Origin of the sequence: Pseudoalteromonas sp. GCY (assembly GCF_016695175.1) — a bacterium.
Taxonomy (GTDB): domain Bacteria; phylum Pseudomonadota; class Gammaproteobacteria; order Enterobacterales; family Alteromonadaceae; genus Pseudoalteromonas.
This window is the reverse complement of record NZ_CP068023.1, coordinates 2643266-2657970: the sequence shown is the minus strand read 5'-3', so window position 1 is coordinate 2657970 and position 14705 is coordinate 2643266. Positions and strand designations below refer to the sequence as shown.

Here is a 14705-nt window from a genome sequence, read left to right as displayed (position 1 = left end):
TTCTGGTTAGATACAGCCACAGGCAGAATGTTGAAATCAATTTGTGCATCAAAGCTCACGAAAGTCATGAGCTTTGATGCACTTGAAGTTGTTATTACAATGCTTAATCTTAAAGCGTGTAATGGAAACCGATGGCGATACCGTCGTCTTCGGTTTGTGACATTTGAGCTTCTTGCGCAGCATCGGCGCTTGAGAAGTCACTAAAGTCCTTACGCGCTTCAATGTACAAAATGGTGTCTTCAGACATAAAGTAGTGTGCGCCTATCACGGCAAACTGACGCTTAAAAACATCATTGGGGTCAGCATTGAAGTTTGGTTGGATCACATAGTCATCGCCCGCATCAAATACGTTGTAAGCGATAAATGTACGCACGTCATTGTCAAAACGGTAGCTAACAAGCGACTCTAATCCAACGGCATCCTTGATTAAGCGCCCTAAGTTATCTGTATCGTGGTTTTCGTTTTTATTGATGTTTGCAGCTGCATACCAACCTGGCTTATAGAAATCGCCATAGGTAATACCGACGCCATAAATTAAATCTTTAACCGATTGATTTCGACCAGCAGCATACACAATATCAAACTCGCCGCGGTTAACACCGGCTGTGAGGGTTAAGTTTTCGGTCGCTGCATAGGTTAGTGAAGCGCCGTAGGTTGAATTAAACTCTACCATTTGTGCAGCGCTATCCCCTTGATTAAAGAGGGTTTCACATGAGCTGCTGGAAATATCAACGACATCACAAGTATAAAAATCATCAGATTTTAGCTGCGCTTGTACCGCAAAGCTGAGCTTGCCAAATTGATTACGGTATTGCAGCACTTTATCACCACGACCAGTACCATTGATCGCGCCGTCGTCTTTATTATAGGTGTAAACACCTGCAGCATTACCATCCCAAACTAGGCTGTAGTTGGTGCTGTATACCACATCGTACCAAGCACCCCATTGTTTTCCTAGAGTAACTTGGCCGTATTCATCGTGCTTAACCCCAACATAACCTAATCGGTTATATAAAAACTCATCTTGTATCGATTCGAAGCGGTTGCTGTAAACAATATCACTACTACCAACAGGGTTTACACCCCATTCAAGTAGTGCGAAAGCCTGCCAGTTGTTTTTCAATTGGCGTTTAAAGTCAAAGTTAATACGCGATGCGCCGTTTACCAACTCAGTCTCGCCTTGAGTGTTAATAACTCGAGCATCGATAAAGCCGCCAATCGTGACACTATTCTTTTCATCTTTGAATATCTCGATAGCGTTCACTGTTGGAATAATAGTCACGCTAGCGATAAGAGTGGCAGCAAGTGTTCTTTTCATGAATTACCTTGTTTCAATGTTGTTGCTAAATAGGGTTAAATTAGCTAAAAAATGGAGATTATCAAAGCTAAAATACAGGCAAAAGTGAAAAAATATCAAGAAAATAACGTGGTTTTTGGTAAATTTATTCACTTCCTGTTCATTGAGTCTAAATATCAATGAGTTAGGGGAGTATGCGTTCTGAGGTTATTGATTTATTTTACGCAATAAATGTAAGGGTTTATAGCAATATCTGCGTTTTGTGACAGCTAAATAGTACGAAAAAGTGTAATTCAGCGAAAAATCAATAAAACATCATGTTTTTGGTAGATAGACTTCTGTAGTCTTCCAATTAGATACACAACTACAAAAGGGAGATTGAGTAATGCTTGTTAAAAAAATTGGCATCTCAAAACCAAGAAGCGCTACAAAAGTTAAAGAAAACAAGTGAGCGCCAGTAGGCCTGTGCGCTGACCGCAGCTTAGGTTATTTACTTTGCTGTTGTTGGAGACGACCTAAAAAAGGAAAAGAAGTATCGCAATATTGTGACTAAATCTGGTAATGTTCTACAAAATATTAATAACAACTACGACCAATTAAGAGAGCGTTATAATTTTACTATATTGCTAAGATCAACGCGTTGGAATAGTGTTAATAGGCTCGGCTTCATTAGTACGAATTTGATTAGACTAGGCCGAGTCTTAGAAGCGATAGAAGTTGCGAAACGTTACACCGAATATCAACCTAAGTCTTGGCAAGCCCGTGAGTCTTTAGCAAAGGCGTTTGAGGATGACTTGCAAGCGCTGCAAAACGCCAAAATAGCCGTGCGACTGGTTGATAATGAAGTAAATAAAAGCTTTCTATTGGTATACATCAATTAGGGCCTGTTGACCTTTGCTGTTTGACTTTTGTTCTCCTGAGTGTGTTTTGGTCGCGACGCTCGACTTGCCGCCTAGTAATCTAGGCAAAAGTTGAGCAACAATGAACAAAGCGCACTCAGGTGAATCCAAAGGGCAGCGCTTGATTGGCATTTCTACTGTGTTATCGCCTGACTCACATAGAACAACTATGCTACGCAGGCTCTGCCTTGTATAAATACCAATCAAGCTGCTGCAAAAACAAACTTGAAAGATAAACAGGCCCTAATTAACCGAGGCGACAGAGCAAATATGCAGCTACGTTCAGTGAAATCATTAACCCTAATTTGTCTGATGCTCTTTTTGATGGTTTTAACCGCCTGCAACAACGATAGCAAACTAGACTTTGACGCATTTGTTGAGAAAAAACTAACAGATTTTCTGATTGAGGAAAATGCACAAGTTGCTTCCATCGCCATTGTGAATGATAAGCTTAACTATCAAAAACAGTTTGGCGAGTTTCCTGATGGTACAAAGCCACGCCATGACACCGTGTATGAAATTGCATCCATCACTAAAACTTATACCGGGTTGTTGCTTGCCAAGGCGGTGGTAGATAAAAAAGTGCAACTAGATGCAGATATTAGGATGTACTTGCAGAAAGGTGATTATCAAAACCTGCAACATCTAGGCAAACCTATCACTTTGCGCCATCTCGCGACTCACAGAAGTGGTTTACCGCAAGATTTTGCTTATACCCGTGCAGATATAAAGTCTGGCAAGGCTTTTGAGCTGTTCTCTAACTATTCAAAAGCGAAGTTTTTTGAAGATTTAGCTCAATACCAACTTACTTCAACGCCTGGCGAGACATTTCAATACTCCAATGTCGGCGCAAACCTGACCGGATATATTCTGGAAAAAGTATATAACCAACCATTATCTAAACTAGTTGCGCAATTGATCACGGAACAATCGGGTGAAGAACACACAAGATTTCGTTTGGACCCCAGCGAGATAAGTAAAATAACGAGAGGGGTAGATAGTGACGGCAAAATCGCACCATTACTCAGTCCACACTCGTTCGCTGAAGGTGGGCTAACATCTACTGCGACTTCAATTGCCGATTATATGCAGTATTTGCTCAGCACCCGAGCAGAAGAAGTACTGCTGTCGCGCACCTTATTGACAGAAGGTAGCAGTGAACATGGTCACGCATTTTTTTGGAATACATACGAGTATCATTCAGCTAATCCTATGTTCTATCACAGCGGAGGTTCTATGGGTACTTCAACTTGGCTTGCCCTTTATCCAAAGCAGAAGTTAGGAATATTTATTGCCACGAATGTTTCATCGAACAACACTCAAGGGAAATTAAATGATATTGCCAATGCGATTGTTGAAAAGTATGAGCAAGCTGGGCAGTCAAAATAACAAGCGAATGTAGTTTCAAAGTATGGCAGACCATATTGGATATGTTGAGCGTCGCCTTTGCAGATTTAAGAATTTACTAGGAGGTATCATGAGTTGGAAATGCAAAAATTGTAGCACTGAGATTGAAGAAACAAGCTTTGAAGTTTGTTGGAACTGTGGTTGTGAGAAAGGAAAAGAGAGCTTACCAGAATTAAAAAGTCCGCCATTACAATGTCTTCGTTGTGACTCGTCTATGGTGAAATTGGGCTCCAAAGAGTTTCATGAAGGCTCACGATGGGGGGCTTTAGGTAACTTGGGTGAATTACTTGTTAGTAGACAAGCACTTGATATGTTTGCCTGTAAAGCTTGTGGTAAAGTTGAGTTTTTCATCCCGAGTGAGAAAGAAAACTAATAACCAAAATTACTATTGGTAACTTTCGCAGAGGGTTGGGCGCTAAGTTACTGATTTTTGGATCAGGGTTAGTAGTTGGATAAGATATGAGTTTACTTGCATGGATACTCTCTCATGTCACACTTGCGGCATTTTGGCTTTGGATTTTAAATTTTGGTGGAGCTGAAAAAATAGAAGGGTGGAAGTCGTTCTTTATCATAGGATGGTTTGCTGCGCTATGGACTGCTGAGCAGTTGCGTTTGTATGCACTGTGTATTCTCGTACTACAAGTTCCTTGGTTTATTGCAGGCCTTTTGATGCCGCAATGGCGCGGCTTTGCGGTGTAAATGTCAGGTTTTGTAAAGGTGCTTGGATTTGTCTGTTTCCTAGTGCAATTATGTTTACTTGAAAACTAAAGGCTCTAATAAAAGGATAGTTTATGAAGCAGATGAGCATTTCAATTGCTTTATTTTGCGGCTTAATAATTTGTAGTAAAAGTTATGCCCAAAACAATTACGATTTAGGACAAAAGCCACCGGGATTAACACCCGAATTATTTGCTCCAGGTGTCGTTTCTACGGATGAGCACCGCGAGACTGAAGTGTTGTTTTTGCCAGATATGTCAGAGCTTTCTTTTACTCGCTCTGGTGGAAAATACCAAAAACCGACATGGATTGTGATGCAATATAAAAACAATCAATGGATTGAAAAATCGATACCCGAATCAGACATAAAAGCATATCAGGAGCAATTTAGCCCACCGGTTTCACACATACAAAACATCGAGCCTTTTAAAGATATTCCAATCAGAGGTTATACTACCTCAGCAAAAGGGACACACTACTTTTATGTCTTAGATTTGAAAGACGGCAGTGGGTATTTGAGTTATTCGCGGCTTGTTGACGGCAAATATGAAACACCGCATAAAATGAGTAAAGCAATTAATCAAGGAAAGTACATTGCTCACCCCTACATCGCGCCAGATGAGTCTTATATTATGTGGGATGCTGAAAAGGAAGGTGAAAACACGCCTGATATCTACATTAGTTTTCGTAACCAAGATGGTACGTGGACGAACGCAATAAATATGGGAGATGCGATTAATACGGCTGCGTACGAGCAACGTCCTAAAGTATCACCAGACGGAAAATATTTATTTTTTTGGCGAGGTGACAAAAAAGTCAAAAAAGACGGCACGAGTTACTGGGAAGGTAATCCATACTGGATGGATGCGAAGGTTATTGAAACGCTGAGACCAACACGCTAGTGCTCAGTTATTCTTGGTTATACTACCACTAAAAACCTAGACTAAACGGCATGCAAGCATGCCTTTTTCTACATCACTGAATTTTTTATTAATGGTCTAATAAAATTACCTTGAAAAAAGGAACAAAGGTGATTTAATAAAAAAGCATGGATACTGCCAGGGATTGCTGAGAATAGTATCGTATTTAGATAGCATGATATGGATATCGCAAAATAAATCCAAAAATCTAGTGCGTCTATTTATCTCCCTTACGACTGTCAGCATAAGTACGAACACATTCGAACCGACAATTACGCAGTACGTCATACTTGATTGAGGCTTAAATTTTTATGAAGGTCTTTTTAATACTGTTATTGGTAGCTGCGTTTTCGGGAGATGTTGTTGCAGACATGCCAATAGAAACTACTTTACCAAACAACTAGATAAGGAAATAGCAATGGACTTAAAGGATAGAACAATTTATCCCATTATTAAGGCTGGAGATTGGCCTGGTATTCAATACGGTGCGGTTTATTCAGTATTAATTGGCCCAGAAGATGACCCAGAAGTCGTGATTGGTTTTGGTTATGATACCCCAGATAATTTCGTTTTTTTAACACATCAAGATGGTCAAAAGGTCGATTTAAATGTGGTAGTTCCACAGGCTTTTCAAAATATTGATGCTTTAGATGTAACCTTTGTCCCGTCCGCAGTGCTAAACAACCAAGTATTAACTGCCAGCGGTGAGTCTTTTAGTAGTGAAGCGATTTTATCTCAAACGCAAATGCTGAAAGCGCACGAAATGCTAGATGCCGAACAGCTACTTGTCTCAATAGCGAGACGTACCGGATTAATGGTGGTATCCAGAGACGCATCGCACGATTTATTGGATAAGTTTATTTATTTACATAGCGAAGCTTGGAACGATGATAGTTACGGCAACGCACCTATCGCAAATAGGCTCTTTTTAATCGAAAATGGCAAAATAGTTGGGTCGATGTCATTAGCAGATAAATAAGCCTGCGGATCTGTTTGGTGTGTTATCCAGAGTGTAGTGTATGGAGGTTGTGCCATGTCAGATTTGATTGACTTTGATAAGTTGAAAAGTCTCGTCAAAGATGCCGTAAAAACTACTTTTACAAACCTCCAACGTATACACCAGCCAGATGAGTTGCTCGGTTATGCTTTATGTACTGATGACAGTGTAATGACGCTCTATCACGTTGCCATGACACAACAATGGCTTTCACAAGATGATAATACTGAGTTTGAGTTCTTTCCCGTTGAGTGGGATTTAAGCGATAGGGATGTGCATTTTAAAGGTGTTGCTACTTTACTCGCAGCTCGCCTTGAACTGGAAGATGCAAAGCTCTATGAAAATTATCTTGAAGAAATTATCAACCCCACTTTCAACGCTTTTGTATTGGCGCTTTTAGAGTTGAGGCAAGAAGGCGTCTTTGCCAAAAATGTTTTTCTGTCAGTGCTAAGTACAGACCGAAGTGAGCATATGTTGGAACTTGAAAGCGCAGCAAATTATAAGCTAAATAGCGCAGAGTTGCTGAACCGATTCAATGATTGGCATGCTCGGTTTGGTTGAAGGCGGATGAGCAAACACGCGTAAATTAAATATCAATGGAATTAACTCTTAGATTTAAGTGATAAGGAAGTAATTAAAATGAACTTGATGGAATGGGTACAGGCGACATTGCCTGAGCTTATGTGTGATCTTAATCAGCCGGCGACAGCGAGTGAAATAGCAAGCCTAGAGAATAAGCTCGGTGTTGAACTGCCTGAGCGATTGAAAGCGATGTATCTCGAACATAACGGCCAGAAAGATGAGATCAATACTGGTTTATTTTACGGACTCAACTTTTTACCTTTGAACAGAGTTTATGAAGAATGGTGTTCGTGGGCTGAAATCATCGATTCACAAGGTGAAGAGGGAATGAAAGAGCTGAGCATGTTTTCAACTTCTCATGTTCCTGGGTTTATCAAAGAAGTTTATGCCCATAAAAGGTGGGTACCGTTTGCCCATGATTGGGCAGGCAACTACCTTGGTTTAGATTTTGAACCGGCCGAAAATGGCACTGTTGGACAAGTGATAAACTTTGGTCGTGATGAAGACGAAAAGTTTGTGATTGCTAAGTCGTTCTCTGAGTTTATGCAGTGGTATACCGCTGAACTTGAGTCAGGTAATTACAGTATTGTGGTCGAAGACGATGGTGGTAGAAGTTTTAATACTAAACAACCGCAATCCGGCCATTTTTTAGATGCAGTCAAAGTGCTATTTCGCGCAGTATAGATAACTTTCACCATGCTATTTATCGCGGTTTGAAGTTATCTCTGTGTTGCGTTTTGAATGTTTAGGAGATCAATATGCAATTTCCAGAATTTGAAACACCACGCTTGAAGCTTACGGCGCTATCCGAATGCGACAGTAATGCTATTTTTGAACTATTTTCAAACCGAGAGGTAGTGAAATACTACGATTTAGAGGCGTTTAGTGAGCGATTACAAGCTGAAAAACTCATAGATTTCTTTCATTCTCGATTTGATAGCGGTGTTGGGATCCGTTGGGCTATCCGATTAAAAGACACTGAGCAGCTTATAGGTACATGTGGTTTTAACTCATGGAACTCAGCGATGAAAAATGCAGTTATCGGTTATGATTTGATGCCGAAATTTTGGGGAAAGGGTTATACCACGGAAGCATTACACCAAATTATCACCGCAGCGTTTGGTGGTTTACTAGCATGTGGCGCACTGAATCGAATTCAAGGAGATACGGTGCCGGGAAATCATGCGTCAGAGGCTGTGTTAGAAAAGCTAGGTTTTAAAGCTGAGGGGGTTAGACGACAAAGTGGATATTGGAAAGAACAATTTCACGACCTAACGTGCTTTGGGTTATTAAAGTCAGAATTTAATCGCTGAACCAATATTTTTTAAAGGAAAGACTATGGACATCTGGACACTACTTTTATTTATCCCAGCGTGCTTTGCCTTGAATATGGCTCCAGGGCCAAATAATCTTTTAGCGCTAAATAATGCACGTCGTTATGGTTTTCGTATAGCTCTACTTGCAGGACTTGGAAGGCTCGCCGCATTTTGTGTGATGATAGCGCTTGCCTCGTCAGGCCTTGCAGTTGTGCTGTATACGTCGGAAATATTGTTTCTAGCCATTAAGATTTGTGGCGCGCTCTATTTATTATGGATTGCTTATAATTTATGGCGCTCAGACGTTAGTCCAGTTTCAGATGATGTCCGCAATCTGAGCATTATCGGACTGATGAAACAAGAATTCGCCCTTGCAGCGGGTAATCCAAAAGCAATTTTGATATTTACCGCTTTTCTCCCTCAGTTTGTCGACGTTGCAAAAAATGTGACAGAGCAATTTTCACTATTGGGAGCTACTTTTCTCGTTCTGGAAATAGTGGCTATCGCTATGTACGCTGTTATTGGGCTATATCTAAGGCAGTGGTTTAGTAAACCTAAATTGGTTAAACGTTTTAATCGTGCATGTGCTCCATTTTTGGCGCTATCTGGCGGCAACTTACTGGTGAGTAGACAGTAGCGATGCCAAAGTTAGTGACTCGCCAGCCCACAAAGTGATGCTACTTCTCAATTCACTCATCTGGCCTTGCGTGTGCTTGACAATAATTAGGGCCTGTTGACCTTTGCTGTTTGACTTTTGTTCTCCTGAGTGTGTTTTGGTCGCGACGCTCGACTTGCCGCCTAGTAATCTAGGCAAAAGTTGAGCAACAATGAACAAAGCGCACTCAGGTGAACCCGAAGGGCAGCGCTTGATTGGCATTTCTACTGTGTTATCGCCTGACTCACATAGAATGACTATGCTACGCTGGCTCTGCCTTGTATAAATACCAATCAAACTGCTGCAAAAACAAACTTGAAAGATAAACAGGCCCTAATCATTACGTGAAAGTATCGTTATGAATATAGAACTATTTCTCACAAGTACACGAATTATTACCATTCCTTAGGAGTGGTGGTTTTGTGTGCTTTTTAATGAACCCACCAAAGTAAGGTGGGTTTTTTTGTATCTGCCTTGTGGGGCCACAGCAAGGAGGTTACATGAAGAAAATAGCAGTTTTTGGTAAACCGGGAAGCGGCAAGTCTACGGCGAGTAAAGGACTGGCCGCGGCAATACACATCCCGTTATATCAATTAGACTCGATGCTCTACCAAGCGAATGGCGAGTTTGTTGACAGAGCCGCTTTTGATAAAGCACATCAAAACATATTGAATACTGATGCGTGGATCATTGACGGCTTTGGCCCGTTAGATGCGTTTAAACAGCGCTTAGATGCAGCAGATACCTTAGTCTACATCGACTTACCATATCGAGTGAGTTATTGGTTTGTGATAAAACGTCTTTTAAAAAGCATGATCACTAAGCCTGAAGGCTGGCCAGATGGCAGTTCAGTGTTTAAAGGGACGATTGCCAGTATTAAAACGTTAAGGCGCTGCCCGCAATTTTGGAATGAAGAATTCTTATCGCAGTTAGAGCAAAGCACGCAAACCAAAACACTCTATGTGATTAAGTCGGTTGCGGCGCTTGATAGCTTTGTACGCCAACATGCGAAGTAATATCACCTGAGGGTAAACGTGAGTAATGTATTGATTTGATTTGCAGCCTTTGGTGTTACGTCTTTTGAGCTGGAACTGATGAATAATAAAGCTTGTAGCGGTCTTACCCTCACTAAAACGGTGATAAATCATCATATAATCGTAACCATTATTTGCCTTTGTACCTTTTTTGTTGTGCTGTATACTTAGCCAGTTTGATAATTGCGCATGGAGAGACGCGTGAGAAGAGTTGTAATATTTAATAAGAAAAAGCATTTTTTTTCGCCAGGACCAGACGTTGAGTTACTCAACCAAGAGATTGAGCAGATAGAGCAAGATGGTTGGAAGGTGTTATCTGTCACGGCTAACTGCGATTTTTTAGGCAATATTGGCTCTTTTACAATCTTAATTGAGTCTTAATTTGTCTGCCGTGAAGCTTGAATTAGTTTCACGGGCGTGCTAATTTTCTTTCGCTCTGGTGGACGACCTTCAGAGCTTTCTTTTACTGGCGGGGACGACCCCATTTTGGAGTTGTCATGAGCTGGTTGCTACTTGTTTTTGCAGGTTTATTGGAAGTCGTTTGGGCTATTGGTTTGAAATTTACCAACGGTTTTACGAAGCCTGTTCCCTCAATTATTACTTTAGTGGCGATGGCCGCAAGTTTCTACTTTCTCAGTGTTGCACTACGAACTTTACCGCTTAGCGTTGCTTATTCTGTCTGGGTTGGCATTGGTATGCTAGGGTCGATTATTGTTGGCTTTGTCTATTTTAAAGAGCCGTTGTCATCACTTAAGCTACTCAGTTTACTGTTGATAGTGATTGGGATTATTGGTCTAAAATTATCCTCTCAGGGTTAAATTACAGCTATAGTTAATCGGAGCTTAGGTTAGATAATTCCACTTCAGATGAAAAGGAAATTCGATGACGATTGAACTGAATATGGCGGGCTTACAAACGCTTGTCGAGACTATCCTCACACCACTTAAAGACTATCATGGTGATTTGTTACCTTGGCGCGGCGAAATAGTAGAAAGCCATAGCTTCGCATTGGAAGATATAACCACAAGTGTTACTGGTGAAAGTAAGATAGAGCTTATCAACGCGAGCACAGTCATCGATGAAGACGGTATTATTGGTGAGCAAAAGGAGGTTAATGCAGATCTCGAACCTACCACAACACTTACCTATAGTGATGAGGTGTGCTGGATAAAATACAGCACACACATTGACTTTGATCTCACCGGTGCCTCCAAAGCGGAGCTGCTTGGTATTAATACAGATGGGCAGGCACAATGTAAACTAGCAGCCTACCTTTGCCATCAACCACGTGAAGCTGTGGGTCTTGCCTTAGGCCGCGACCTTGCAACTATGCCGGTTATTTTCGATGTTGAGGATATTAAGTCACTTGCACCTAACAATGCATTAATGATGGAAACGACAGGGGCGTTAACGGTGAGCGCCAATTTTAGGTGGTCAGATATAATCGCGCAAAATCTCGATATGTTTAGTCGTTGGTTGGATCAAGGAGAATTACTTGATATTAACCTTGATTCGGCTTTGAATGCGGACCTTAATATCGAGATCCGTGGTGGCTTTCGTGTTGTCTTTTCTAAACGCTTGGATAAACCACACCATACTTTCCTCGCAATTAAAAAATCAACATTGTCGAATACCGCTTTAACAATCACTGGGGGAGTGAACGCCAAATTTGCCGACCAAACCGGATTTAAGCAAGCTTATTCGAGTATTTTGACAGGGATATTCAATGCACCTCTGGATAAGGTTGAAGAAGTCCTTTCACTCGTCGCAACAGAATCACCCGATGAAGCGCAAAACGACCTGATCTTAAGATTAAAAGATCGCTTACAGCTTGATCCACTAACGGACAGTTTAGAACGACTCCAAAGCGAGCTGCTGACCATTAAAAAAACGGTGTTAGCAAATATTGAAACAGCTGCAAAGCTGAAAGCCGAGTTAAGTGTTAAGTTTGAATATACGCGTTTATCCAGTCATCAATCGCTGCTTGAAGCGAAATTAACTACCAAAGGCCTAGAGCAGGTGCATCTTGATGCGCTATTTGGGCGGGTTGGTACTATCACTCAGTCTAGTTACCAAGATGAAATCGAGATAGAGCGCTTCTTCTTTCAAACTAGTACTGAAATCAAGCAAGCCTATGGGTTCAATTTAGGCTTTGGAGCTTGGTCGGCCATGAGCCGTAACAGCTATTCATTTAAAACCATTGAAACGAGAGACAAGCTAGATAGAGTGCAACTTGCTACGCTTGGAATGCGTGGTTATCAAGATGATATTAATGGCGATAAACGTCATTACTATCTCAGCTTTGATGCTCAGATGGTGGCCTTTTCAACATCAACGCCGCCTAAGCTACGCGAGTTTACGTTGGGTCTGACGCTCGTACATGAACAGCAAGAGGCGAGTGTGACCAGTAACGAGCTGGACCACTTGGTCGATGATTTATCGGTATGGGGTATGATCCCAGAGTTTGAATATGAGGATACAAAACACCGATTGAGCGAGATACTCAAAGATGCCGATAATGTGCGGATCGTTAAGTCCTTACATCTTGACCATGACGTATTTATTCAGCTACTACCTTTATTAGGTCAGTTTGATAGTCGAAGATTGGCCATCTCGCTTGCCGCTGCATTACCCATTAATCATAAAATACTTCCTGAGCGGGCAACTATAGAAAATCGAGTGAAATTATATGATGCGATTTTTGAGGCATTGTTAAATTCGCAACTTAACTCTCATAACGAAGTGGCTCTGGCGACATATCAATATCTCAAAGCAAAGGGATGTCGAAAACTTGCAAGTAAAGAGCGGGATTGGCGCAGGCTAGGTGCGAGCAAATTCCAAACCCTTGCAGGAATAGTCGAGTTACATCCGCGGATTTTGCAGGATATTAAAAACCTATGCGATGGCTTTGCACAACTTAACTTCGCTTATCACCAAGAAGGGGATTATTCTGTGCTTGAACAAGCATTTAATCTTTTTGATGACATGGGCGAACATGGATTCTATAACCGCTTTTTCGCCCATTATGTATTGCAATGTACGCGCACTTTTCCTCAGGCACAAAATGGTACCAAAGTGACGGTGAAGCTAGAGTTTGTTAAAGGCGGTAAAGAAATTGATGTGCTTTGGGGCAAACGCTAGGGGGTTATTGCTCTCGCTTCGCTATGAATTTGAACAGCCATCACTCTTCTTTAAGATCATTGCTTAATTTTCTCTTCAGTTTCGCTACTGCATCATGTTGGCAATCTAAACCCATATACAAGTAACACATTGTAATTGTGGGTAACTTTTATTTGTTGGACTTACGGTCGGTTAAATAAAACGAGGTCAGTCCATGTAAAGGCGGTTTGTATCCATATGAATGATGTAGTCACTGATAAAGTACGGTTTACTTTTAAAAACCATTCCCAAGGATGTGCTGAAGAATTTATTGTTGCGACGGCAGTGAGCGATAATATTTATCAAATAAAAGGCGCTCCGCTTTTTGCTTTTGGTGTTAACTACGGCGACCACGTTTTGGTTGCACCAGATACCGAAGGTTCTTTAGACGTCATCGAGATTGTGGCTCGAAGTGAGTATCACTCTTTGCGGATCCGCTTTACAAACGAGTTAGAAAATGCCAAAAACATAGAGCTACTTCAAGAGCTTACTCTATCTGGCGTGGAGAGCGAGCAATTGGATGATGGGTGCTTTGCGTTGACGGTTTCACCGCAAAGAGAATACGAATCTTTTATCGATATCTTGCATTATTATCAGGAGCTTGGAGTATTGAAGTATGAACTTGCCGGCGAGCCCCACGATAACTTCGATGGTAACAGTGCGTAACTAAGAGATACCTAACTAATGCATCACAAATTCAGTGGTTTAGTGTTCAGTTTTGTGTTTCACTTGGAACTTTAATAGGCACGGTAATTTACTATCGTACTTAATTCAGGATAATGGCGAAATATTAAGGAAACTCAAGGATGGCTGTCAATTTTGTTGGGGGATGTTTATGTGGGCAGATCCGTTTTACCGCGATTGGCGTCCCTCGTAACCCTCATACCTGCTCATGTAAAATGTGCCAACGGCACAGTGGTGCGTTAACTGTCGCTTGGGTAGAGTTCGCAAGTGAAGAGGTAAGCTGGGATGGGCCTAGCGGTGCTCCTAAAGTGTGGCGTTCATCGGATTATTCAACGCGCGCTTTTTGCCCTGAGTGTGGTAGCACATTAGGTGCAATAGATGACGCGCCTGTCATTGCATTGGTGCTCGGCGTTTTTGATGCCAATAGTCGTAAAACCCTAGAACCCAAATCCCATTCTTATATTTCAAAAAGGCCAAAATGGTGGTGTATAGGATGCAATTAGTCTCTGTGCTGTATGTGAGTAAATTATGACTTATTACGCTATCGAAGATGCATCGTGGCCTGAGATCCTAACGCTACAAAATCAGGCGTATCATGATGTTGCGCCGGAAACTGTGGATATCCTAAAAAGTAAATGGATGCGCTCGCCAAAGAGTTGTTTTGTTTTTAAACAACATCGAGCCGTGGATGCCTATTTACTGGCGCACCCTTGGTACGATGAAAAGCCGCCGAGTCTGTTTACATTACTTCCTGAACAGCCGCCTAGTTCGTCGTTGTTTCTACATGACCTAGTTGTTTCACAAGCCGTATCTGGGCAGGGAATAGGTGCCTTGATGATTAAACGCTTAGTTGAGTTGGCGACCCAAATGGGGTACTGTCGCATTCGGCTCGTGGCTGTACAAAATAGCGTGGGGTTTTGGTTGAAACTAGGCTTTGTCCCAAAGCCAATTAAGGTATGCAAAAGTTATGGTGAAGATGCGCAGCTGATGGAAATGAAAGTGTAAGGTGCGCCAGCTAAGCTTGGAAGTCATGAAAGT

18 protein-coding genes are annotated in these 14705 nt (G+C 41.6%); 17 read left to right on the top strand and 1 reads right to left on the bottom strand.

Annotation, left to right across the window (positions count from 1 at the left end; translation table 11 throughout):
* Positions 1 to 109: 109 nt before the first annotated feature.
* On the bottom strand, positions 110 to 1318 hold the full coding sequence (locus JJQ94_RS17190; protein ID WP_099028913.1) for a porin: 1209 nt from the start codon (positions 1316 to 1318) through the stop codon (positions 110 to 112).
* A gap of 659 nt (positions 1319 to 1977) precedes the next feature.
* Here JJQ94_RS17190 and JJQ94_RS24240 point away from each other — a divergent pair.
* The 17 genes from JJQ94_RS24240 (at position 1978) to JJQ94_RS17105 (ending at position 14672) form a co-directional block, all read left to right on the top strand.
* Complete coding sequence (locus JJQ94_RS24240; RefSeq protein ID WP_236596505.1) at positions 1978 to 2178, top strand: hypothetical protein; 201 nt, start codon at positions 1978 to 1980, stop codon at positions 2176 to 2178.
* 288 nt (positions 2179 to 2466) lie between these two features.
* Entirely contained in the window at positions 2467 to 3585 is a 1119-nt protein-coding gene (locus tag JJQ94_RS17180; protein ID WP_236596504.1) for a serine hydrolase domain-containing protein, read from the top strand.
* Between the two features lie 88 nt (positions 3586 to 3673).
* A complete protein-coding gene (locus tag JJQ94_RS17175) occupies positions 3674 to 3976 on the top strand; it encodes a hypothetical protein (RefSeq protein WP_099028912.1) in 303 nt (100 codons plus the stop codon).
* An 86-nt stretch (positions 3977 to 4062) separates the two neighbouring features.
* Positions 4063 to 4302 carry a hypothetical protein gene (locus JJQ94_RS17170; RefSeq protein WP_088530261.1) on the top strand — a complete coding sequence of 80 codons (240 nt, stop codon included), beginning with the start codon at positions 4063 to 4065 and terminating at the stop codon, positions 4300 to 4302.
* 92 nt (positions 4303 to 4394) lie between these two features.
* Complete coding sequence (locus JJQ94_RS17165) at positions 4395 to 5222, top strand: PD40 domain-containing protein (protein ID WP_099028911.1); 828 nt, start codon at positions 4395 to 4397, stop codon at positions 5220 to 5222.
* A 436-nt stretch (positions 5223 to 5658) separates the two neighbouring features.
* Complete coding sequence (locus tag JJQ94_RS17160; RefSeq protein WP_099028910.1) at positions 5659 to 6219, top strand: hypothetical protein; 561 nt, start codon at positions 5659 to 5661, stop codon at positions 6217 to 6219.
* A 54-nt stretch (positions 6220 to 6273) separates the two neighbouring features.
* Positions 6274 to 6798 (top strand): DUF4303 domain-containing protein, encoded by a 525-nt coding sequence (locus tag JJQ94_RS17155; protein ID WP_099028909.1) that lies wholly within the window; start codon positions 6274 to 6276, stop codon positions 6796 to 6798.
* A 78-nt stretch (positions 6799 to 6876) separates the two neighbouring features.
* On the top strand, positions 6877 to 7503 hold the full coding sequence (locus JJQ94_RS17150; RefSeq protein WP_099028908.1) for an SMI1/KNR4 family protein: 627 nt from the start codon (positions 6877 to 6879) through the stop codon (positions 7501 to 7503).
* Between the two features lie 74 nt (positions 7504 to 7577).
* Positions 7578 to 8132 carry a GNAT family N-acetyltransferase gene (locus JJQ94_RS17145; protein ID WP_099028907.1) on the top strand — a complete coding sequence of 185 codons (555 nt, stop codon included), beginning with the start codon at positions 7578 to 7580 and terminating at the stop codon, positions 8130 to 8132.
* Positions 8133 to 8157: 25 nt separating this feature from the next.
* Positions 8158 to 8772 carry a LysE family translocator gene (locus JJQ94_RS17140; RefSeq protein ID WP_099028906.1) on the top strand — a complete coding sequence of 205 codons (615 nt, stop codon included), beginning with the start codon at positions 8158 to 8160 and terminating at the stop codon, positions 8770 to 8772.
* A gap of 518 nt (positions 8773 to 9290) precedes the next feature.
* Entirely contained in the window at positions 9291 to 9806 is a 516-nt protein-coding gene (locus tag JJQ94_RS17135) for an adenylate kinase (RefSeq protein WP_099028904.1), read from the top strand.
* A gap of 219 nt (positions 9807 to 10025) precedes the next feature.
* Entirely contained in the window at positions 10026 to 10205 is a 180-nt protein-coding gene (locus JJQ94_RS17130) for a hypothetical protein (protein ID WP_099028903.1), read from the top strand.
* A 116-nt stretch (positions 10206 to 10321) separates the two neighbouring features.
* Positions 10322 to 10642, top strand: a complete 321-nt coding sequence (locus JJQ94_RS17125) for a DMT family transporter (RefSeq protein ID WP_017216036.1) — start codon at positions 10322 to 10324, stop codon at positions 10640 to 10642.
* Between the two features lie 64 nt (positions 10643 to 10706).
* The gene (locus tag JJQ94_RS17120) at positions 10707 to 12965 is read left to right on the top strand and encodes a hypothetical protein (protein WP_099028902.1); all 2259 of its coding nucleotides are present in this window, start codon (positions 10707 to 10709) and stop codon (positions 12963 to 12965) included.
* 216 nt (positions 12966 to 13181) lie between these two features.
* Positions 13182 to 13649, top strand: a complete 468-nt coding sequence (locus JJQ94_RS17115) for a DUF4265 domain-containing protein (RefSeq protein WP_099028901.1) — start codon at positions 13182 to 13184, stop codon at positions 13647 to 13649.
* 140 nt (positions 13650 to 13789) lie between these two features.
* The gene (locus tag JJQ94_RS17110) at positions 13790 to 14170 is read left to right on the top strand and encodes a GFA family protein (RefSeq protein ID WP_099028900.1); all 381 of its coding nucleotides are present in this window, start codon (positions 13790 to 13792) and stop codon (positions 14168 to 14170) included.
* A gap of 25 nt (positions 14171 to 14195) precedes the next feature.
* Positions 14196 to 14672: a GNAT family N-acetyltransferase gene (locus JJQ94_RS17105; protein ID WP_099028899.1), complete on the top strand. Its 477-nt coding sequence runs from the start codon at positions 14196 to 14198 to the stop codon at positions 14670 to 14672.
* Positions 14673 to 14705 lie beyond the last annotated feature (33 nt).

Coding starts and splice junctions, on each gene's coding strand:
- JJQ94_RS17105 (WP_099028899.1), top strand. CDS start 14,196: ATGACTTATTACGCTATCGAAGATGCATCGTGGCCTGAGATCCTAACG.
- JJQ94_RS17140 (WP_099028906.1), top strand. CDS start 8,158: ATGGACATCTGGACACTACTTTTATTTATCCCAGCGTGCTTTGCCTTG.
- JJQ94_RS17150 (WP_099028908.1), top strand. CDS start 6,877: ATGAACTTGATGGAATGGGTACAGGCGACATTGCCTGAGCTTATGTGT.
- JJQ94_RS17170 (WP_088530261.1), top strand. CDS start 4,063: ATGAGTTTACTTGCATGGATACTCTCTCATGTCACACTTGCGGCATTT.
- JJQ94_RS17180 (WP_236596504.1), top strand. CDS start 2,467: ATGCAGCTACGTTCAGTGAAATCATTAACCCTAATTTGTCTGATGCTC.
- JJQ94_RS17115 (WP_099028901.1), top strand. CDS start 13,182: ATGAATGATGTAGTCACTGATAAAGTACGGTTTACTTTTAAAAACCAT.
- JJQ94_RS17145 (WP_099028907.1), top strand. CDS start 7,578: ATGCAATTTCCAGAATTTGAAACACCACGCTTGAAGCTTACGGCGCTA.
- JJQ94_RS17135 (WP_099028904.1), top strand. CDS start 9,291: ATGAAGAAAATAGCAGTTTTTGGTAAACCGGGAAGCGGCAAGTCTACG.
- JJQ94_RS17120 (WP_099028902.1), top strand. CDS start 10,707: ATGACGATTGAACTGAATATGGCGGGCTTACAAACGCTTGTCGAGACT.
- JJQ94_RS17125 (WP_017216036.1), top strand. CDS start 10,322: ATGAGCTGGTTGCTACTTGTTTTTGCAGGTTTATTGGAAGTCGTTTGG.
- JJQ94_RS17175 (WP_099028912.1), top strand. CDS start 3,674: ATGAGTTGGAAATGCAAAAATTGTAGCACTGAGATTGAAGAAACAAGC.
- JJQ94_RS17155 (WP_099028909.1), top strand. CDS start 6,274: ATGTCAGATTTGATTGACTTTGATAAGTTGAAAAGTCTCGTCAAAGAT.
- JJQ94_RS17110 (WP_099028900.1), top strand. CDS start 13,790: ATGGCTGTCAATTTTGTTGGGGGATGTTTATGTGGGCAGATCCGTTTT.
- JJQ94_RS17190 (WP_099028913.1), bottom strand. CDS start 1,318: ATGAAAAGAACACTTGCTGCCACTCTTATCGCTAGCGTGACTATTATT.
- JJQ94_RS17160 (WP_099028910.1), top strand. CDS start 5,659: ATGGACTTAAAGGATAGAACAATTTATCCCATTATTAAGGCTGGAGAT.
- JJQ94_RS17165 (WP_099028911.1), top strand. CDS start 4,395: ATGAAGCAGATGAGCATTTCAATTGCTTTATTTTGCGGCTTAATAATT.